Source organism: Glutamicibacter arilaitensis Re117 (assembly GCF_000197735.1).
GTDB lineage: Bacteria > Actinomycetota > Actinomycetes > Actinomycetales > Micrococcaceae > Glutamicibacter > Glutamicibacter arilaitensis.
Window position 1 is genome coordinate 3729067 of sequence record NC_014550.1, and the last position, 21443, is coordinate 3750509.

13 protein-coding genes and 1 pseudogene are annotated in these 21443 nt (G+C 60.8%); 5 read left to right on the forward strand and 9 right to left on the reverse strand.

The genetic code is table 11. The features are described 5' to 3' along the window. Positions 1–5: 5 nt before the first annotated feature. The gene (locus tag AARI_RS17745; protein WP_013350615.1) at positions 6–1055 is read left to right on the forward strand and encodes a CobW family GTP-binding protein; all 1050 of its coding nucleotides are present in this window, start codon (positions 6–8) and stop codon (positions 1053–1055) included. Positions 1056–1083: 28 nt separating this feature from the next. Here AARI_RS17745 and AARI_RS17750 read toward each other — a convergent pair whose 3' ends face one another. After that, positions 1084–1275 carry a hypothetical protein gene (locus AARI_RS17750; RefSeq protein ID WP_013350616.1) on the reverse strand — a complete coding sequence of 64 codons (192 nt, stop codon included), beginning with the start codon at positions 1273–1275 and terminating at the stop codon, positions 1084–1086. Positions 1276–1377: 102 nt separating this feature from the next. Beyond that, a pseudogene (locus tag AARI_RS20205) lies at positions 1378–1506 on the reverse strand ((S)-ureidoglycine aminohydrolase); the annotation flags it as partial. A gap of 364 nt (positions 1507–1870) precedes the next feature. Here AARI_RS20205 and AARI_RS17755 point away from each other — a divergent pair. Continuing rightward, a complete protein-coding gene (locus AARI_RS17755) occupies positions 1871–2950 on the forward strand; it encodes an IS110-like element ISAar29 family transposase (RefSeq protein WP_013350617.1) in 1080 nt (359 codons plus the stop codon). A 614-nt stretch (positions 2951–3564) separates the two neighbouring features. On the opposite strand, the gene AARI_RS17760 is transcribed toward AARI_RS17755, so the two are convergent. From AARI_RS17760 to AARI_RS18870, 7 genes are all read right to left on the reverse strand, one after another. Continuing rightward, positions 3565–4866, reverse strand: a complete 1302-nt coding sequence (locus tag AARI_RS17760) for an ISL3-like element ISAar34 family transposase (protein WP_013350618.1) — start codon at positions 4864–4866, stop codon at positions 3565–3567. Positions 4867–5035: 169 nt separating this feature from the next. Further along, a complete protein-coding gene (locus tag AARI_RS17765; RefSeq protein ID WP_013350619.1) occupies positions 5036–8497 on the reverse strand; it encodes a DEAD/DEAH box helicase family protein in 3462 nt (1153 codons plus the stop codon). A gap of 533 nt (positions 8498–9030) precedes the next feature. Further along, positions 9031–10245 (reverse strand): Fic family protein, encoded by a 1215-nt coding sequence (locus tag AARI_RS17770; protein WP_013350620.1) that lies wholly within the window; start codon positions 10243–10245, stop codon positions 9031–9033. Positions 10246–10527: 282 nt separating this feature from the next. Continuing rightward, complete coding sequence (locus AARI_RS17775) at positions 10528–11457, reverse strand: restriction endonuclease (protein WP_013350621.1); 930 nt, start codon at positions 11455–11457, stop codon at positions 10528–10530. Then, entirely contained in the window at positions 11457–12638 is a 1182-nt protein-coding gene (locus AARI_RS18865; RefSeq protein WP_013350622.1) for a restriction endonuclease subunit S, read from the reverse strand. Before AARI_RS18865 ends, AARI_RS17775 begins: the two co-directional genes overlap by 1 nt. Then, positions 12635–14155 carry a type I restriction-modification system subunit M gene (locus tag AARI_RS17785; RefSeq protein ID WP_013350623.1) on the reverse strand — a complete coding sequence of 507 codons (1521 nt, stop codon included), beginning with the start codon at positions 14153–14155 and terminating at the stop codon, positions 12635–12637. The genes AARI_RS18865 and AARI_RS17785 overlap by 4 nt, the downstream gene beginning before the upstream one ends. A 668-nt stretch (positions 14156–14823) precedes the next feature. After that, positions 14824–16590 carry a plasmid pRiA4b ORF-3 family protein gene (locus tag AARI_RS18870; RefSeq protein ID WP_013350624.1) on the reverse strand — a complete coding sequence of 589 codons (1767 nt, stop codon included), beginning with the start codon at positions 16588–16590 and terminating at the stop codon, positions 14824–14826. 141 nt (positions 16591–16731) lie between these two features. On the opposite strand from AARI_RS18870, the gene AARI_RS17795 reads away from it, so the two are divergent. Genes AARI_RS17795 through AARI_RS20210 form a run of 3 tightly spaced genes read left to right on the forward strand, consistent with a single transcriptional unit; the run spans position 16732 to position 20515 of the window. Continuing rightward, positions 16732–18180: a DUF3375 domain-containing protein gene (locus tag AARI_RS17795; RefSeq protein WP_013350625.1), complete on the forward strand. Its 1449-nt coding sequence runs from the start codon at positions 16732–16734 to the stop codon at positions 18178–18180. Then, positions 18177–18857 (forward strand): DUF4194 domain-containing protein, encoded by a 681-nt coding sequence (locus tag AARI_RS17800; protein ID WP_013350626.1) that lies wholly within the window; start codon positions 18177–18179, stop codon positions 18855–18857. The genes AARI_RS17795 and AARI_RS17800 overlap by 4 nt, the downstream gene beginning before the upstream one ends. Further along, positions 18854–20515, forward strand: a complete 1662-nt coding sequence (locus tag AARI_RS20210; protein WP_049862694.1) for an ATP-binding protein — start codon at positions 18854–18856, stop codon at positions 20513–20515. Before AARI_RS17800 ends, AARI_RS20210 begins: the two co-directional genes overlap by 4 nt. The last annotated feature ends 928 nt before the right edge of the window (positions 20516–21443 follow it).

Consider the following 21443-nt stretch of genomic DNA (forward strand, 5'->3'; position numbering starts at 1 on the left):
CGGCATTGATCCCCGTCATCGTGCTCACCGGTTATCTGGGTGCCGGAAAGACCAGCCTGCTCAACTGCTTGCTGAACCGCCCTGGCACCCGCGTCGGCGTCATCATCAATGACATCGGCAAGGTCAATGTGGATACCGGTCTGATTACCGGGCAGATCGACGCGGCCGAATCCATCGCCGGCGGCTGCGTGTGCTGCCTGTCCGATAGCAGTCCGCTCGATGAACTGCTCGAAAAGCTGGCTCAGCCGCGCCTGTGCCTGGACGCGATCATCGTGGAAGCCAGCGGGGCGGCCGACCCGTTGAACGTGGATCGGCTGCTGCGCTTCGGCAAGGCAGACGGGGTGCGTTTCGGCGGCATTATCGACGTGATCGACGCCGTGGAGCATGAGCACACCGTGGATACCTCGGCGATGGCGCCGGCACGCTTCAACGCCACCAGCATGGTGGTGGTCAACAAGCTGGACCGCATTGCCCCAGAGGACCGTGACATGGTCCTGGCCCGGATCAGCGGACGAATCCGCGAAATCAACCCGCAGGTGGCCATCGTTCCGGCATCGCACGCCGCCATAGATCCCGAGCTGGTCTTCGACATCGCCATGGATGAAGACCCTGTCAACGAGTTGCCCCTGGCCGCCGCCTCGCGCACGCACCATGATCACGCTCATGCTGCGCACGCCAACGCGGTGACGGTGCGCTGCCCCGAAGCAGCAGATGCAGGAGCCGTTTTGGACCTGCTTGAGCACCCGCCGGGCGCGGCCTACCGGATCAAAGGGCATGTGAAGCTTCGCACCGATCGAGGCACGCAACGCTACCTGGTCAACATGGTGGGACGGCAGATCCATTTCGCGGAAGCCACAGCCCACAGCGACCCGGCCGATGACGCGTTGGTCGCCGTCGGCATGGGACTGGATGAAACGGTGGTCGGCGCGGCATTGGCTACGGCCTTGGAACCTGCGCGCCAAGATCCTTCTCCGCGCAATCTCACCCGCTTGGAACGGCGGCTGATTCTAAGCAGCAATGCTGGCGATGAGACCAAAGACAACGAGTTTGCCTAAGGAACTCTTGTCTCCGAGAACAGCCGGATCAAGCTTCTTTCAGCGTGGCGTTCTTCAGCAGCTTCACGACGGCAAACCCAGCCAGAGAAGCTGTTCCGGCCCAAATTGCCAAGCCTTCTTTCAAAGCACTGGGGTCAGGGAATAGTGCAGGCACAGTCAGGATGACGGTTATTGCGCCGAGTACCATCGTGGCGAACGCGGCATAGAAAGCTATTTTCATTTGCCCTTCCTCCAATGCATCTCGAACCTGCTTCCATCCAATCACAGGCTCCGGGCAACACTCTAGTCCCAGGCCTGACCTCGCTTCTTTTCGCGCCATCGCCTACAAAGTGATCTGACGGTTCTGATCCTTGTAGAGCAGGTAGCGGAAGTTCTCCGGACCGCCGGAGTAGCAAGCCTGCGGGCAGAAGACACGCAGGGACATGTAATCCCCCGTCTCGACCTCGACCCAGCGCCATTCATCCGGTACACGCCCTTGTCTGGGTGCGAGGTGTTGCAACGAAGGGCTGGACTCGCTCCACCCTGACACTGTGAGACTTGGTGCAGCTGGTCTGGGACTGGCTGGCAGGATAGGGACTGGCCGTCCCGCCTCGTGATTGTGACTCACCTGACACGTGACCCATTGGTGTCTTTCCTACGACTTGTCCAACCATGGGGCGGCCGGCCGGTACCCGTCCGGCCCACCTCGGTGACTTGATCAGAAGGTTGTCCGCCTCAGGGCGTGGCTCATCACAGTGTTGTTCCGAAGTGACCTCTACCCGGACTGGTATCGGCCGGCAGTGGCCATGCCCATATCCGTGAAGAGGAAAGGAACAATGACCGCCATGTCTATCGTCGCGCATTCACATGCGTTTGTCGTCGGTGTCGACACCCACGCCCGCAACCACGTTTACGCCATCATCACCGCCACGACCGGTGAACTCGTCGATACCCGGGACTTCCCCACGACCGGCGCCGGCATCAACCGAGCCACCGCGTGGGTGGCACGCCGCACGGGTGCTGATCTCGCCGTGCTCTGGGTGATCGAGGGCGCAGCCTCCTACGGGGCCATACTCGCCGGAACCGTGGTTACAAAGGGATACTCGGTTGTCGAGGCAGCACGGATGGACGCCAAATCCCACCACGGCGTAGGCAAATCCGACGTGCTCGATGCCCAACGAATCGCCCGGGCCGTGCTCCCGATGCAGGAGAAGCAACTGCGCCGGCCGCGGCTGAATGAAGGCGTCCGTGCTGCCCTGAGGGTTTTGGTATCTGCGCGTCATTCCATGACCGGGGAGCGGACACGGGCGGTGAACGGGCTGACTGCCTTGGTGCGCGTCAATGAGCTCGGCCTGGACGCCCGCAAGGCCCTGACCGGAGCGCAGATTACCGAGGTCTCCCGGTGGCGTGAGCAGGACGAGGAACTGGCGCTTTCCGTGGCCCGCACCGAAGCGGTCCGGTTGGCCAAGCGGATCGGTGACCTCGACAAAGACGTGGCGGGCAACACCCAGCAGATCACCGAGCTGGTCAAGGTCAGCGAGGCGGCACCGCTCTTGGATGTGAAGGGCTTCGGCGCCATCACGGCCGCCACATGCCTGACAGTCTGGTCCCATCAGGGCCGGGTGCATTCGGAAGCCGCATACGCCTCCCTCGCCGGGGTAAACCCGATCCCGGCCTCATCGGGGAACACCGTCCGTCACCGACTCAACCGCGGCGGCGACCGGTCTCTGAACAGCGCGCTTCACATGGTCGCCATCACGCGGATGACTCACGACGAGGAAACCCGCGAATACGTGCAGAAGCGGGAAGCGGAAGGACTTAGCACGAAGGAAATCCGACGATGCATCAAACGCTATCTCGCCCGGCGCGTCTACCGCATTTTCAACTCACAAGCGGAGGCTTTGATCGCCGGTTGACAGACATAGAAGGGTCGTAGACCGCGTTAGAAGAGTATTTCCGGAAACATCCATCACGGTTCCATGTTCGTCCTGTGACGCCGTCGCCTGCTGGGATTGTCGGGATTAACCTGCCCTCAACGAGGGACGAGACCGTGTTGCAAACGGCTTAGTGACTCCACACAGCTTGACATTCTTCGTAATAGTGAGTGTTGAGACAACTGTCGCCATTCCGTGCATCGACCCGCCTTGTGCCATGCGCAACGATTGAAAAGGAAGTGGTCCAGCAATTTTCAACTGCTGTTAAACAAAGACCGGAACATACCAGAAACGGGTAGGTGCCGAACGACGAGTTAACTCAGTAGGCACGCATTAAAGCGATCCGACTGCCCCTATTCTTATGTAGCAGGGCACTGACGTTCTCCGGACAGAATGCACGCAATGACACGTAGTCGCCGGACTCAACCTCATCCAAGTACCGTTCAACCGCAACACCCCTTGTCTTTCAAAATGTAGAGGCAAACTCCATGATATGAGTTTGAGCGAACGACTCGGAAATGCTCGGGTCGAACGCCACGATGTTTACGTCGAAGCCGAAAGCGACAAAATTAGGGCTCTACTGACTCTTCCGTGGGTCATCCCCGTCCCGGGAGTACCGGTTTCCGGCCTCCGAGGCTGAGCATCGCCAGGCCGATGAGGGCTTCGGGTGCTTTGAATCCGAAGGCCACCCGGGTGATGAGCCTGATTTTGGTATTCATGGATTCGATCCGCCCATTGCTCAATCCGTGCTCGATCGATGCCAGAATGGCTTCGCGGTGCTTGACGATGCTCTTTTGCAGCTTCACGAACGCGGGAATCCGGCAGCGCCTGGCCCAAGAAACCCACTTGTCCAGGGCCACCACCGCGTCCGCATGTGGCAGCCTGAAGATGGTCCGCAGCCCCTCTTTGAGGTAGTACGCGCGGCCCAGCCTCGGGTCGGTCTGAACGATCCAATCGAGCTTCACCTTTTGCTTCACGGTGAGGTCCTCGGGGTTCTTCCAGAGCGCGTAGCGGGAGTTTTTCAGCTTCGTCGCCTTCTGGCTATCGGGCCGTTCCGGGGCATCCTTGGGCGGCCGTCCCCTGCCCCTGGCCGGCTCATTTTCTTCGGCCGCTTTCCGGGCCCGATTCCAGGATGCGCGGCGTTCCTCATCCAGGGCCCCGGTAGCCCATTGGACCACATGGAACGGGTCGGCCACACGGACGGCCTGGGGGCAGCGTTCGGCCACGACGGTGGCGATCCAGTTCGCGGCATCGGCGGAAACATGCGTGATCTGGGCGGATCGTTCCTCCCCGAGTGCGTCAAAGAACTTCCGCAGCGTGGCCTTGTCACGGCCCGGCGAGGCCCAAATCAGGCGGCCCGAATCGTGGTCCACGACCACGGTGATGTACTTGTGTCCGCGTTTGTAGGAGATCTCGTCGATGCCGATCCGCTTGAGGTCCGCGAACGGGTCGAAGGTCTTGGCGGTGTCCTTCCAGACCCGGTTGATGATGGAGCCCACGGTGCGCCAGGCAATGCGCATCAGCACGGTGACCGCGCTCTTGGAGCATTGGGTGGCCAGCCAGGAGACCTGCTGGTCAAAGTCCCGGGTGTGTCCGGCCTGGTGGCGGGCCCAGGGAACGGCGGCGACGATGACTCCGTGCTCCGGGCAGCGCACACGAGGCGCGTGGGCCACGAGATAGGTTTCGGTGGTTCCCAGATCCAGGGTGCGCCACCGTCGGGGGCCTTCACCGCGGTCGTACCGGGAGCACCGCCTGGAGCAGATTCCGCATCTGTTCCGCAAGGACTTGTGCGGTGTCACCCGGGCCAGCAGGACCCCGGTTTCCGGGCAGGTATCCACGTGGTGGACGGTCGTTTTTTCGACACCCAGCAGGGCGGCCCATATGCTTGTTTTCTGCACGCCGTTTTCAGTCCCTAGATTTTTGTACCTTAGTCAGTCAAAAATCCTAGGCAGGAAGCGGCGTGTGGACGTTAAGGCTCGCGGCTCACGCCCACGGATATGTCAGTAGAGCCAAAATTAGGGTTAGGCATACGATTAGTGCGACATTCGCATGGAACCAGGCTCAGCGTCAGGCAGTTTTTTCGGCCGACCCTTCGCCATGCACACCGTGCCTTCCGCCAAACCGGTTAACGATTTCTATGATCCTGTCGACACTTTTATCCGGGAAGAGATCCTCCGGGCCATGCGGAGCAAGATCAGTGTAGGGGCTCTCGTAAAGTGCCCCAGCGTCCATCCTGCCGCCCCGGGTCAGCTGCGCAACAATCATGTTGATCAGTTGAAGCTGACGGGTGTTCAGCGTTGTCTCGGAGATGAACTCGGAGAAAGCTTCCTGCACCGCTTCCGGTTCGAGTCCCACGAGGGAGCGGATGAAGCCGGCAAGGTCACCTTCCGAGGCGCGCTCAAGGTCCTCCTTAGAACCGGCACCCGATTCAAGAAGCAGCCCTTCGAGCGCTTCGAGGTCTTCTTCGGTCAGAGCGCGACCACGGCGCAGGCGCTGGATCGAGATATGGTCAAGATGCCCGCGCAGGTGGATTTCCACACGCTCGCGGAAGTACGAAACATCGAAAATCTGCTCGTGCACGCCACCAAGTGTGACCTCAGAGATGTCCCCCATCGTGTCGACGAAATTGGAGTAGACGATATTTCGTTTCTTCTTTTCGATTAGGGGAATCAGCTCGCGCAGTTTCCGCCTGACAGATTCCAACCACAACGGGTCGGCACTATCCCACGCTCCGGACTCGGTACCCGTCTCCACCACCGATTCGATGAGCGGAAGGTGGGCAGCAATGCGTGGAATGTTGCCTTGTTCTTGCAGTGCTTGAGCGATCTTGACCAGTTGCGCGCCGAGGCGTGAAAGCGCCTGCGTATCGCCGCAGAGCGCGGCAAGTTCCGCTTGCAGCACCAGAAGATCAAATCGTTTGGATTCTTCTTCTCCCTCGCCTGGCGTGACGGATGCCAAGTTGGCAAGCTCCTGCTCGGCTGTCGCAGCGTCTGAGTCGGTAAGGTTCTTCCAAACATCATCGTTTGCGAAACGTTCAACGGCGGCCATGTGAGGCCGGACCAGGAAGTTAGAGCGCGGCAATTCACGCACTCCCCCGCCTAGCCGCGAAACAAGGTCTGTACGGAATCCCTCGTCGTATTGGGACTCAATGGCAGCGCGCAGCAATCGCACCCGGGTAGCGAATGTCCGCGCCGCCAGGGATAGGCCTAGTCGTACGTCACCAGCGTCGAGCCCGGCGTTGAAGTACTCGGCGTTGCCGCACACGTCGAAGATCAGGAAGTCCTCTTTCGGCGCGTCGGGCCCGTACAGATCGGGGCGCAGTCGGGTTCCACGTCCGACCATTTGCCAGAACTTCGACTTGGAGCGCACGGGCTTGAAGAACACCAGGTTCACCACATCCGGCACGTCGATGCCAGTGTCGAGCATGTCGACGCTGACCGCGATGTGTGGTTCCTTGGCCGGGTCGGAAAAGTCGTCGATGAGCTGCTGGGCGTAGTTCACGCTGTGGGTGATGACCCGTGCGAAGCGCCCCGCATATGCCGGATAGTTTGCGTCGAAGCGCTTGGCAATGAAGTCTGCGTGTTCCTGGTTCCTGGCAAAGATGATGGTCTTGCCGAGGCGATCCCCTCCGGCAACCCTATGCCCGCGTTCCATGAGCACGGCCAATACCTTGTCAACGGTGTCCGCGTTGAAGAGCCAGCGGTTAAGCTCGGGAGCTGCGATCTCGTCAGGGATCAGGCCGTCCTCGTCCCAGTCCTTCTCATCCCATTCATCCTGTTCCTCGGGTGTGAGATCGGCATAGCGCACTCCGGTACGCATGAAGCCCACCGGGACATCTATGACCCGGGGCGGTACCAGGTAGCCTTCGGCAACCGCCTCGGAGAGCTCATAGGCGTTAGTGGGGTTGTTGTTCTCGATGTCGAACAGGGCGTAGGTGTTTCGGTCCACTTCGCTGTGCGGGGTCGCTGTGAGCCCAATCAACAAGGAATCGAAGTAGGCGAAGATGTGCCGGTACTTTTGGTACACCGAGCGGTGGGCCTCGTCAACAATGACCAGGTCGTAGTAGCCGACCCCGCGGCGCTCGGCACCGATCAGCGTTCCCTCGCTCGAAGCGTTGATGATGTTCATCATGGTCGGGTAGGTGGCCAGGTGGATGCGGCTGCCGGCAGCGTCGTCGGTTCCCAGCCGGGCCGGGGAGGACCCTGGAATGAGGTTCTTGAAGGCGCGAGCTGCCTGGGTGACCAGCGCGTTGCGGTCCGCGAGGAACAAGACGCGTTTGATCCACCGGTTCTCGCTGAGCATTTTCGTCAAGGCGACAATGGTGCGCGTCTTGCCGGTGCCGGTGGCCATCACCAGCAGTGCGCGGCGGCGGGCCTCGGTATCGAAGGCCTCGGCCACGGCACGGATTGCCTTGTGCTGGTACGGGCGGTCAGCCAAGCCGGCCGGAATAGCCGCCTTGGCCAGCGGTTTGCGCTGGGAGCGCCGGTCAACAAGCAGCTGCAGTTCGTCCCGGCTGTGGAATCCCAGAACCTCACGCTCCGGGTAGCGGGTGTCTTCCCAGAGCCAATGCCGGTACCCGTTGGAGTAATAGATGACCGGCCGTTGCCCGTAAGCACGTTCAAGGCAATCCGCGTAGAGCTTTGCCTGCTGCTTGCCCATGTGCGGATCGTTGCTGCTGCGCTTGGCTTCCAAGACGGCCAGCGGTTTTCCGTCCACACCCCACAGGACGTAATCCACAAAACCGGATCCGGCGAGCGTGCCGGCAAGCGTGGGCATGGTGTGCACCGGGAATTCGCGGACGTGGGGATCCTCGACATTCCAGCCCGCCTCGGTGAGGTACAGGTCGATATAGACGCGGGTCCCGACTTCGGTGTAGTCGTGCTCGTCGGGGATCTTGGCGTTGGCCTTCTTGGCAGCCTCGATCTCTTCCTGCAGGGCACGGATCCGGGCTTCGTAGTCGGATTCCTTTTCGGCGGCGGCCTTGAGCGCGTTGTCCTTGGCCTCCAGATCGGCAGCCAGTTTCTCGGCCTCCGCCTTGCTCAGCCGCACGACACCCGTTGCCGGCTTGGGACCCAGGACTTGCGGATTGAATTTGCTTGTTGGCACCGGGCGCAGGGACGGGTCCTTGGCGTAGAACGTTGCCAGCCAGATGGCGGTGTGGAATAGCTCAGCCAGCGCAAAGAGGGATATCTGCGTGCTGACCGGCTGGTTGCCGTGGACGCCGTTGTTGGACAGCTTGCGGATGACATGCATCTTGTCGCGCACCATCGACGGCACGACGACCTGGAAATCTGCGGTGGTCAGCCGGTTGTTCAGATCGTCCTTGAGCGGCATGCGCAACGACACGTCGGCTTGGTAAAGCCAGTCGACCACCTGTTCCAGGGTGCGCCGGCAATACAGCAGACTCCCGCGCGGATCAAGCAGGGCATAGTCCTCGGCCCTCAGCGCCTCGGCGAAGATGTGGGGCCATTGGGCGGCAAGGAACGCGAAGTTCGACGGACGTTGTGGCGCCTTGTCTGCCTGGACCATGCGCATTTCCCCCTGTGTTAGCCCAACGACTTTCTTACATCCTAGTCAGAGGACGAAGGAACGCGCACGAAATGACTCCGCCACGCACCCTGATGTTCTGAAAGCCTCCTTCTCCCTTGAAGCTTTCGGCCAGCCCCAGAAGCACGTCCTCTTAGCCTTTACCCCTTTGCTTCATTTGTGAAGCCGGTAGTCGGCGCCGGCGATCTTCTTCAACCAAGTGGAAATCAGCTCAATTTCGTAATTACGCTCTGGGTCAGATAGTTCTCTATTCAGTGAAGTCGCATGGTCCTACGATCGATTTTCCGAAGCATGATCCAACATTTGGTGCATATCGGTCTAGGTCGTGAAATGACTCCTGCCAGCGTCCTGCACCTACATGTCTCAACGGGTTGCGGAATGATCAGCACCCGCCTTATACGCCCAGGCTCCTTCACGGCTCGTAGCGCGCTCGGCGACACAATCCGCGGAAAGGTCTCTGGTATCGACTGAGCTCTGGGAGCCGGCGAATTCTGCTGCCGCTGCTGCAAGGCCGTCTACAACTCGGCACGCATGTCCTGTTGGATGCGACGGTCCAGGTCATCAAGTTCGGCCATCACTTCTGCAGCTGCCCAGACGCGGGCCTTTTTCCTCCCGGTAATCTCTTCGATGAAGCCCGCCTTCTCAAGCTGGTCAATCACCCGGTAGGTTTGGCTGGTAGCTCCGGCGCCGGCGGCCCGGTCAACTTCCTGAGTAGACATGACCGGGTGGTCAAGGAACGCGCCGATGAGGCGACTGGCTACTGAGCCGGTGCGAGGACGAAGCTCTGCACTCCACTGCACGGGCATTGACTTCAGGCGCGCAATCGTCTCGCGTGAGGCCAGGGCCGCGGCACGCGCTGACTGCGCGAACAGCAGGATCAACGGGGACGGCTGGCCTTGACGGTAGGACCCAAGTGCAGCGAAATAGTCTTCGCGGCGGGCTAGCAACCCACTGGCGAGTGGGACGACCGCGTTACGAGTGACTCCCCGTCGACGAAGCACCGCAGAAACCAGTGCGCGGCCAATACGTCCGTTCCCGTCCGTGAAGGCGTGAATCGATTCGAATTGGGCATGTCCTATCGCCGCCTGGACCAATACAGGCACATCATCCCTGTTGAGGTAGGTGATCAGGTCATTCATCAGCTCGTTGACTCGCTCGGGAGCCGGGGGCACGTGCAAGGCTCCACGCGGGGAATAATCACTGCCGCCGATCCAGTTCTGCATGTCACGGAAACGTCCGGCATAGTCTGACTCCTCTTGATCGTCGACCATGAGTGCCCGGTGTGCGCTCGTGAATTGATCGATAAGGAACTCGCCTCGCAATCCCACGGCGGTAATCAATTCATGCAACGCCGTAGAGGCAGCGACCATGCTCGTTGCAGAGATGTTGGCCCTGTGCCCTGCCATGGCCTTGGCATAATCACGTGCCGAAGCGCTGATGCGTTCAATCTTCGAAGAAGCCACCGACTCGCTTCGAACCATGAAACGGCTCAGTGCCGCAGAATGGCCTTCGGCATCCGTGTCGGCCTGAGCTACGGTGAGCAGTGCCTGTTCGGAAGCTAGAGTTTCTGGCAAGGACGGGGCGTAGTCCAGCCGCGCGATCAAGGGCGGGATGGTGGTCTCGACGCTGGAAAATATCCGGTCTTCACGGGTTCCGCCACGAACCTTTTGGCTCCACGGCAGCGTCTCAACCCTATGTGCGGGCCACCGGCTCGCTCCCTGATTACTCATACATGCGACTCTACCAACTAAAATTCGCGTTTAAGAACGATAAATGCGAATTTGGTTGGGACGATTCGCGTTCTTCTCACGAGCATCGGTCTATGCAACTTTGCCCTGCGGTTTTTGTACCGCAATGCAGATGAGCGGACCATTTGGGGAGCTGAGTCCATCCATTAATGGGTAGAATCGCGGCCCGGTTTCAGAAAGTGCATCCGTCAGCGACGCCCAAGATACTATCCATCATCATTTGAGCTTTCGTTCTTCCTCAATTGCCAAGATGAGTCTCACCAACTATTCGAAGAAGTCCTCGTCGATGTCCACCACGTCATAGCTCTGCTTGACTTGTACACCGACGCGATACTTGATCATCAAGGACACCAGTCGCTTGCCATCTATCAGCACGATCCTGGTCGGGATGCTTGCAGCATACTCGCGGGCATGCTGGGTAAAGCTGCTGGTGGTGATGAAGACGCCCCTGCTGGCTCCGAATCCATGGAGGGCACCGATGAATGCTTGGATGCTCTCGCGGCCAACAGTGTTGCCTTCGGAATAGCGCTTGGCCTGGACATAGATTTGTTCCAAGCCCAACGCGTCCTGGTCAATGACACCGTCCACTCCGCCGTCGCCGGAGCCGCCAATCCGCCGTCCGCGCTGTTCGGCTCCGCCGTAGCCCATGCCAATCAGCAGCTTGACGACTGCCTCCTCAAAGAAGTCTGGGTGGCTCTCGCGTAGGCGGGCCAGCAAGGTCGCGCCGACCTCTGCCTCTATGCGGTCAATCGCCGCATCAATCATGTCCTGCGGATCTTCCTCAGTGTCGTCGGCTGCCTCGGGCGCAACGACTGTGGCGCCGTCCCTGCGAGCTACTTTGATGGCTTTCTGGTGCGCTCTGTATGCGGGCACTTCGCGTAGCTCGGCCTGCGCCATCCTCTCCGGGTGGCGTTCCAACAGGGCCAGGCCCTCTGCGGTGATCTTGTACAGCGCGCCCTCAGGACGTTCTAGGGCTTGTGCTGCAATGAGATGGGAAATGGCCCACCCTACGCGCCCCTTCGCTTGGCTCCCGCCCGAACGGACCCGCACGTTGCGCTGCTCTTCATTTACCTCGGCAATATCCAAGGCAGATTCGATCAGGTCAGCCCGTGTGCGGGACCGCCCGTCGGCGAGGACACGAAGGATAGGAGTCAGGAATCCGTGCCACTTCGGGATTTCGGCAACTGCGCCCATCACAGTTCCCCCTTGAATGCGCGGTCCTGTAGCGACAGGAAGAGAGCATCAAGGTCGGCAAGTTGGGCCCGGTACGTCATCTTGAGGCTCTCAATAGCGGCCATCCGGTCAGCGAAGGCCTGCTGGCTTTCAATTGGTGGAAGAACCAGCTGAAAATCGAGCAGTTTCGCCTGCGAAATGTTACTGACACCAGCGGCTCCACTGGCAGCGTTAGAAACGTACTTGCGGTAAGTCGTCGATCTGGTTAGGAATCGGAAGTACTCGGCAAGAAGCAATCGAGGGTTAACGACCGCCTTCCAGAGCTTGTCTGGCAAGTATGTTTCACTCGGGACGGAATCAACCAACGTCGCCACACCAATTAAGTCCTTGGTCCCGCTCGCTCTCGTGACGATGAGATCTCCGACCTCAACCCTATGTGCGGCTGGCGGGTCATAGTTCATCGGTAATGGCTTTACTTGGCTTCCATCAAACTCTCCACTCGAAGCTGCGTTGACTTTGAGTACTTTTTTTGTCGGATGAGCATTGACGCCGGTACCCACCATGTTACGGCCACTCACGAAACGAAGAGATGCATCGCGGAGGGTCAAAGCATCTCCTGACAGTCCAGCAAACATCTCGTGAAAAATAGACTGTCCTAGAACATCGAGGTGGGCGATGGCTTTGCGGCGCTTGCCGCGGAGAGCATCAGCTTTGTCAAGGATTCCGGCGATACGACGCTGCTCTTCAAGCTGCGGGAGTGCTATTTCGATAGATTTGAGGTTCTTCACAGAAATGCTTGCTTGATTTACCGCTTGATTGATGAATTTACGCAACTGGGCACGAAACGCCGGTGTGCGGAAATAGCGAACCGCGTAAGAACTATCGACCAAAGACTTGTTTGGCTCAAGTCGCAACAGATTCATTCCATGCACCATCTCGGGCAAGTCATTCGTATAAAGTGCACACTTTCCCACGTGCACTGGGCTGTTGATGTGACTCATCAAGATGTCACCATCACGGAGAATCCATTTCTCATTGTCAGAATGCTCGAGGCCGGCATAGCCAACCCTCGTTGGGTCCACTATCCCCATAGATATGGTCTCAATTCGGGTAATCCTGATACCGCCATCGGTTTCGTTCTGACGAACGTTCTTCCCGTTTGTGATTCGTTCGAAGACATCTCCGAGCGTCGCGCCCCTCACGGCAGGAGCCCCTTCAACTCCGCAAGTCCCGTCGCAATGTCGGCATCCAACTGCTCGATGTCTGCGATGATCTCCGCCGGCGTACGGTGCTCGACTTCTTCGTACTCAATCTCCTTGTACCTATTGATCGACAGGTCGTATCCGTTCTCGGCGATCTCACTCTTCGGCACAACAAAGGACCGCTCTGTGCGCGCCCTTTCAAGTTCTGCCGCAGCGCGTTCCTCGCTCAGTTCTCCGCGCACTGCTTTCCAGCGCTCAAGCACGTCGGGCAGATCTGAGCTTTCCAGCGGGTTGCGCTTGTCATCCAGGCTGAAGCCATCGGCGGTTACATCATAGAACCAGACGTTCTCGGTACCGCCTGAGTTGGTGCGGGTGAAGAACAAGACAGCAGTGGACACTCCGGCGTAGGGCTTGAAGACACCGGAAGGCAGCTTGACGACCGCTTCCAGCTGCTGGTCTTCAACCAACTGCTTGCGCAGGTCTTTATGAGCCTTGGAAGAGCCAAAAAGCACGCCATCAGGCACGATCACCGCTGCGCGGCCACCAGGCTTAAGCAGTCTCAAGAAAAGAGCAAGGAACAGCAGCTCAGTCTTCTTGGTCTTGACAGTCTTGAGCAGTTCTTTGGAGACATTCTCTGAATCCAGGCTGCCGGCGAACGGCGGATTGGCGAGGATGACATCATATTTTTCCTCGTCCGCAGAGTGCAGATCCGCGAGCGAATCGCGGTTCTCAATGACAGGGTTCTCGATGCCGTGCAGCAACAGGTTCATGGCGCCGATGCGCAGCATGGTGGAGTCGAAATCGAACCCATGGAACTGCTGGTTGTTGAAGAACGCCCGCTGTTCCGGATCAAACATTAGTTCCGGGTTGTTGTCTCGGAGGTATTCGCCGGAGGCCATGAGAAAACCGCAAGTACCTGAGGCCGGGTCGCAGATGGCCTCCATCGGCTGCGGGTTGCGCATGGCCACCAGCAGTTCAATGATGTGGCGCGGGGTGCGGAACTGCCCATTGGTGCCGGCCGTGGCGATCTTGGAGAGCATGTACTCATAAAGATCACCCTTGGTGTCCCGGTCATCCATCGGGATCTCATCGATCAGGTCCACTGCCTTCTGCAGGAGGTGATCCTTGGTGATGGTGAAGCGCGCATCCTTCATGTGGTGCGTGTAGGAGGAATCACTGCCGTCGGACTGGCGAGTCAGTTCCTCGCGCAGGAACGGGAAGATGCTCTCGTTGAAGACAGCAAACATTTCGGATTTATCGAAGTTCTTGAACTTCGACCACCGCATGTCCTGGTATGAACGCCCGAACTTGTCGACACCTTCGGGGAACACCGGGTTCTCAAGCGGCTTGCCGATGCGCGAGGCCTTGCGTTCTGCGGCAATCTGGTTGTCGTCAAGCCGCTTGAGGAACAGCAAGTAAGTGATCTGCTCGATAACCTCCAACGGGTTGGAGATGCCTCCGGTCCAAAAAGCATTCCACACGCTGTCTACTTGCGACTTCAATTCCCCGGTAATCATGCTTTCCATCTTAGTGGCGGGAACAGACACCTTGGTTCAGTACCTGCACGGCCGCACTGAAGGATTAGTCCGCCCAGACCCGTCGCAAAAGTTGAAGTAGCTATTCCAACGAACAGTTAGCTATCTGAGCCAAGTTAACCAATCTACGAAGGCTGCATTGCGTCACATCCCTCGAATTCGTGAACAGGCTGGCGTCGGCAATCACTTGGCCGGCCCAATCCAGGAGTTCTCACTACACTCGCACCAACAGCAGGAAGGACTAGAAGGGTTTGTGGGAACTTGCTATGGTCTCAATCCAGCATGCGTGGAAGGAGCCGTACATGAGATAGATCCCAGACGTAAGCGGTCCACTCGACGAATCCGTCGCTGCCGACGTGGTATCGGATCCCGCACTCTCGGACAAGATCGGCTATGACTGGACCGATGAAGGTGGAGCTACGCCTACCGGACCAGCTACGGGAAGCCCCCGGTGATCACATAGGTCCAAGCCAGCCATTGAGCAGTTGCACGACCGAGGTCTGACACACAAGTACGTATCGGTGCGGGGCCCGCGGAAAAGTGGGCCCCGCATCGCGTTGGATACCAAACGTAGCGGTCAATCAATCGGGTCCTGAACGCCTCTATCGCGGTTTGCTGGCTAGGCGGTTAGTCGCTTTGTTCGGGTGAAATCAGAAGATGTCCTCGAAAGCTTCATTGATGAAGTCCCCGCTGAATTCACTAGGATCTGGCCCGTACTCCGGGTCAAGCCCCATGTCCTCCAGCCAGCCACGCACCTCTTCGTGCTCAGGGTGCGTTGGATCTGCCAGGATTTCCAATTTCGACTCCCAGCCATACATGCCGCCGCTGTCTTCTAGCGGTGCCATACGGCGCCCACCGGTGCAGCGTGGCAGGTAGCCACCATCGGCTTCCACAACCTTTTCCACGTCAATTCGCACTCGCCAGTCGTCGCCGAAGTCGTAGCTGTAATCCAGCTTGTCCTTTTCCTTGGACAACACCTCGGAGATCAAGACGTCGCCTTCGAAGTGGTCCACTTCCGAGTAAGGGTTAGCCGGCCCGTATGTGGTCCCCCGACGGCCGCCAGTTCGGAATTCGTGCAGGTGCGCATCGGCCCAGTCAAAGCTGATCTGAATAATCTCGTGCAGGTCGGCCAAGGTCAGGTCCGTGGGGATCAGGACGCGACGCCAAATGGGTGGTTTGCTATCGCGCAGTCCGAGCTTCAGTTGCAGCACTGGCCCGCTGTAAGGCTCGGTGCGATGTGGGCGTTGGTTTTCCTCGTCATTGAGACCGCCGAGCCAATCTAGATCGAGGTCGTCATGGCCATCATTGGTATCGAGGTCTGCGGTCAATAGCGCAGACACCACTTTGGGCAGCGAGTAGCGTTCTCCTTCGTGGACCAGACCCAGTCCACGCAATATCTGCATGTAATGGTGTGCAGTTTCCCATGTATCGGCGTCGAACTCTTCATAACGCGGCGTGTTGACTTCCTCGGAGGCACCGGACAGAGCCCCAACGACCCACAGGTTCACCAACGTCCAGGCCCCGTCAAGTTCTGTGCCCGGGGTACTGGCCGGCGCTAAATACTTCTCGAGAAACGCATCGAGGACATCAAACTGTGCGTCAGCGCTTCCCGCCCCGTCGCTCGCTTGAAATTCCTTGGCGCGAGTTGTTGGCTGCGCGGGTTGGCCGGGCAGCAACTGCACGATCCCACCCTCCTCGAGTGCGACCAGCAACGCGTTAATGAGGCGCGATGCTTGCTCAGCGCTCAAGTTCTCCGGCAGGTCTGCGGCCACCGCAACGCATGCCTGTTCCAAGAAAGCCGAATCCAGCGGCTGGGGCCAGTTCCGGCGTTCCTCGGCCGTGCACCATCCCAACACGCTACGTGCCAGTCGCAAGAACGGCATCTCCAAGAGTTCAAGCTGAAGTTCGCGTCGGAAGATCGCAGGGAAACCCTCGAATCCGTCGTCATTGCGAGCGTCAAAGAGACCCTCAAAAGGGTCATCTTCCAGCAACTGCTCGCGCAGCCGCACCAGTTCTTCCGGATCCTGGGTCCAGCGTCCAGTTTCTTCGAGGAAATCCGTGAAGTCCACCCACGCGGCCGACAAGAAGGTGCGCAACTCCTTCATGTCCTGTGCAGTCACATCAACGTCTTCGGGAACTCCCAAGGATTCTAGGAGTGCAACCAAGATATCCACCTGAATGTCGGAGATCGATTCCAAATCAACCAGTGAGCTGTAGCTGGTCAGCGTATCGCTCACGACTCGCAACACCAGAATCGCCGATTCAAGCTCTCCATGTCCTTCGCCATACCAGCGCGTAAATTCGGGGGTCAGCGCATCTAGGCCCCGCTGAATTTTCACCTGATTCAGGGAAACTACCGATGACTGGTTTCGAGCCGGATGTCCGCTCCTGGGCTTTTCTGCCTTTTTCTTGGCCACGGCCGCTTTCCTCTACGCACGACTTCATTTTCTAGCTCAAGGCTACGCGTCGGACATTTACCGCGAAAGCGCAGTCCCCGCGACGCGTCACAGACCGGCCACTGAGCTATCCCGTCGGTCAAGGCCGATAGGCTTGTAGGCATGTCTGCAGTCTACGCCGCTCTCACCGCTCAGCGGCTCCTAGGCGAAAGTCCTGCGTGGGCGCTGCTGCGCGCCGACAATGCCCCGGTGGCATTCGGGATTCTCGGCGCCAGGTTTTCCCGCCAGCGCCGCCAGGTTCCCGCACCGGAGCTCATGGAAGCAGTTGATGCGGATCTCGACCTGCTGCGCGACCGCGGATTCGACCTGCCCCAATCTGCACAGAATTATGTGCGCACCTGGCTGGCCGGTGGATACCTGGTGCGCCGGCCCGGCGAGGCCCGCGAAGAACTGTACGAACTCAGCGACGGCGCCCTGACGGCGCTGCGTTTCATCGAAGACCTGGCCACCCCGCGCACCTCGGTGACCGAATCACGGCTGGCCACCATCGTGCAGCGCGTGCGCGCATTGAACGTGGACACCGACCCGGATATTTCCCGGCGGGTGGCGGCCTTGACAGCCGAACGCGATGCCATCGATGCCCGCATCCAGGCGCTCACCGCGGGCGAACTCACCGAGGTCGATGAGCAGCGTTCGGTGGATGCGGCCGCGGACATCCTGTCTTTGGCCAGCGCACTGCCCGAAGATTTCGCCCGGGTGCGTGCCGAGCTGGAGATGATCAACCGCTCGCTGCGCAGCCAGCTGATCGAGGAGCCCGAATCCCGCGGCAGCGTGCTAGATGACATCTTCCGCGGCGTGGACCTGCTCTCCGAATCCGATGCCGGGCGGTCCTTCGCCGCCTTCCACGCCCTGCTGCTGGATCCGGAACGGACCGTGGCGGTGGATGACGACATCGACCAGCTGCTCGCCCGGCCCTTCGCGCGCAAGCTGAGGGACTCCCAGCGGCTGTCCCTGCGCGACCTGCTGCCTGACATACAGCGCTCCAGCGCAGACATCAGCGACGTCATGACCGCACTGGGACGCAGCCTGCGCCGCTTCGTCCAATCCGAGGAATTGGCCGAGGAACGCGCGGTGCACCGCCAGCTGCGCGGCACCATGGCCGCGGCCGTCCAGGCGGCGAAAACGCTGCGCCCGTTCACCAAGCTTGATCTGGAACTGGAGCTGACCGGACTGCAGATCGCCTCGCCCAGCGCGATAAAACTGCACAACCCCAGCGAATCGCAGACCGCGCAGCCGCTGCACATCCATGACACCGGGACCGCGGATCTCGCTGCCCTGCGCGAGGCGGTGCGCGCCTCGGAAATCGACTTTGCCGAACTGGGCGAGAACGTCAATGCGGTGCTCGCCCAGCAGGGCGCCGCGACCATTGCCGAGGTTCTGGAAAAGTTTCCCGCCACCCAGGGCATCGCCTCCGTAGTGGGATTGCTGGTGCTCGCCGAAAACCACGGCGTGCGTGCCGGCGGCGAACCCGAACCGGTGCACTGGGCCAGCGACGGGCAGACCCGCCAGGCCACCGTCCCCCGTTTCCTCTTCCAGGAGAAGATTTCATGACCGAGAATCCTGCACCGACGGACCAGGCAGTGGATGACAGCGCCAACCGGGATGCCAGCCTGTGGTCCGGGGACTTGGGCGAACTGGCCGCCGGATCGCGCCGCGTGCTCGTGCAACTGGTCAAGGGGCCCTACCTGTCGGCAGAACGCCACTCGGAGGCCTGGAAAATCCTGCTGACCGACACCGCCGCGCTGCGTTCGCGGTTGGCCGACCTGTTCCTGGACCTGGTGCTCGATGAATCCCTCGGGGTGGCGTTCGTGCGCAATGCCCCGCAGGCAGCGATCGAGGCGCCGCAGGTGGTGCGCACCATGCCGCTGACGTTCATGGATAGCGCCCTGCTATTGTTCCTGCGCCGCGAGCTGCTGCGCGGATCGGGTGCCACGCGCGTGTTCATCGGCCGCGACGAGGTCTACGACCATCTGAACAGCTACCGTGCATCGGACACCACCGACGAGGCAGGGTTCCGCAAGCGCGTGGATTCAGCGTGGACCAAGATGCTCAAGCATTCGCTGCTGGTGCGCACCGACACCGAGGACCGGGTGGAAATCTCGCCCATCCTGCGTCTGGTGTTCTCCACCGAGCAGATCCAGGCTGTGCAGGAGGAATACCAGCGGCTGGCGGGTAACACGCGGGTCATTGCGCAGCTGGAGCAGGACGAGGCTGAGGAGACTAAATGAGCGCGGCGATACACCCAGGGCAGTGGCGCCTGGAACACATTGAACTGGCCAACTGGGGCACCTTTAGCGGGCTGCACTCGGTTCAGGTGCCGCGCAAGGGCTTCTTGCTAACCGGCGAATCCGGCTCCGGCAAGTCCTCGCTGGTCGATGCGATCAGCGCCGTGCTGACCCCGCGCGGCAAGACCCGGTTCAACGCGGCAGCGGCGGACACCGGCACGCGCGGCTCCGACCGTTCGGTGCTCACCTACGTGCGCGGCGCCTGGCGGCGCAGCGCGGATGGCGAAACCGGCGAAATCACCAGCCAGTATCTGCGTCCCAAGGCCACCTGGTCCGGTATCCTGCTGCGCTATGCCAACGGCCGCGGGCAACGTCACACGCTGGTCAAGCTCTTCCACCTGAAAGCCGGGGAAAACACCCCGGCCGACGTCAAGGACCTCTCCCTGCTGACCGGCGCCAGCCTGTCACTGGCCGATCTGGAGCCCTTCGCCGCTAACGGGCTGAAGATGCGCGAGCTGAAGGCCGCGTTCCCGGACGCCACGGTGGATGCAGAACACTCCCGCTTTGCCCGGCGCATCGCCCGCACCCTGGGGCTGACCGGCGAGCGCGCCGCGCTGCTGCTGCACAAGACCCAATCGGCCAAGAACCTCGGTTCGCTCGATGAGCTGTTCCGCAAATTCATGCTGGATGAACCGGAGACCTTCGCCAAGGCCGACGCGGCGGTGGACCAATTCACCGAGCTGAATGCAGCCCACGCCGCGGTGCTGCGTGCACGCCGGCAGGTCGAGCATCTGTCCCCGTTGCGCGATCAGGACCGCGACTATGCCGCGGCTAGCACCCAGGCCGAGCGCACCTCGTTGCTGCTGGAGAGCCTGGATGACTACACCCACGCCCGCCGCCGCGAATTGACAGTGCAGGCGATCAACGAAGCCGAACGGCTGGCCGAAAAGCGCGAACGCGAACTGCGCGAAGCCTCCGAGGCGCTGCACAGCGCCAGGGAACACTCCGAGAACTACCGGGCCGCGGTGGCGCAGCAGGGCGGGGCGCAGCTGGCGCTGATCGAAGCGCAGCTGGACGCCGCCCGCCGGGACCTGAACCGGGTGCAGGCCGACAGCACGGATTTGGAACGCAAGCTGGGCTCGGTGGACTTGGCGATGCCCGCCGATGCCGCCCAGTACGCCGAGCTGGTGCGCGAGTGCACCCGCCTGCTCGAAGGCAACTCATCCGAGCAGCAGCAATTGGAGCTGCAGGCCTCCGCCGCGGCCGAAGACGTGTTGAAGGCGCGCGAAGCGCATACGGAAATCGAGCGCGACATGCAGGCGCTCCAACCTGCCGCGCGACCTGCTGGCCGCGCGTGCGATGATCTGCCAGGACACCGGACTGTCCCCGGACACGCTTCGCTTTGCCGGCGAGCTGCTCCAGGTCGAAGCATCCCACGCCGAATGGACCGGCGCCATCGAACGCGTGCTGCGCCCGCTGGCGCTGGTGATGCTGGTGCCATCCGCGCACACCCTCGCGGTCTCGCGGGCGGTCAACGCCCGCCACCTGAACGCCTCGCTGAAATTCGAGACGATCGGCCCGCAGGCCCCGGCTCAACGCCGCCCCTCGGCGCAGAACTCCCTGGTGTACCGGGTGCAGGTGGCCACCTCGCCCATGCATGACTGGCTGCAGGCGCGTCTGGCCGAACGCTACGACTACGCCTGCGTGAATGACGCTGATCAGTTGGCCCAGGTGGCCCGCGGCGTCACCCTGGCGGGCCAGGTCAAGCGCGGGCCGACCTCTTTTGAGAAGAATGACAAGCGCCGGGTGGATGACCGCCGCCACTGGGTGCTGGGCTTCGACACCGACGCCAAGCTGGAACAGCTCCAGCTGGATCTCAAGTCCGCAGCGTCGCTGCTGGAACGCTGCCAGCGCGCCGATTCCCAGGCCAAGACACAACTGGCGTTGCTGGCCAAGCGCCGCTTCGTGGCCGAAGACCTCATCCGCCTGCCCTGGGAGCACATCGACCTGGCGCGCCAGCAGCGGCGGGTCGCGGACCTTGAAGGCAGCCGGGCCGAATTGTTGGCCGACGACGGGGATTTGCGCGCCGCGCAGCACCAGCTGGAGCTCGCGCTGGGGCGCGAAGCGAGCGCCGATACCGCGCACCAGGCGACCCAAAAAGCCCAGCTCGGTGCCCAAAGCCGGCTCGAAGACCTGCGCGCGGCACTTGAACGCCTGGATGAGCTGCCGGCCTCCCCGGTGCCGGCACCCATCGCGGCCGCGTTGCGCGAGGTCTTCGAAAAGGTCAAAACCCAGCGCACCACCACGCACGAGTCCATCGAGGCCGATGCCCGCAAGGCGCAGAGCTCCCTGTCCAAGTCCAAGGACGAGCTGCGCAATCGCATGGCCGAGTTGCAGCAGCAGATGTTCCAGGCCATCTCCGCGTTCAAGCACTCCTGGCCGGAAGCCTCTGCGGACCTGGCCGAATCCGTGGAGGACCGCGCCGGCTACCTGCGCCTGCTCGGCGCGCTGGAAGCCGACCGGCTTCCCGAATTCGAGAACCGCTTCTTCGAAATGCTGCGGACCCAGACGCAACAGAACATCGCCGCG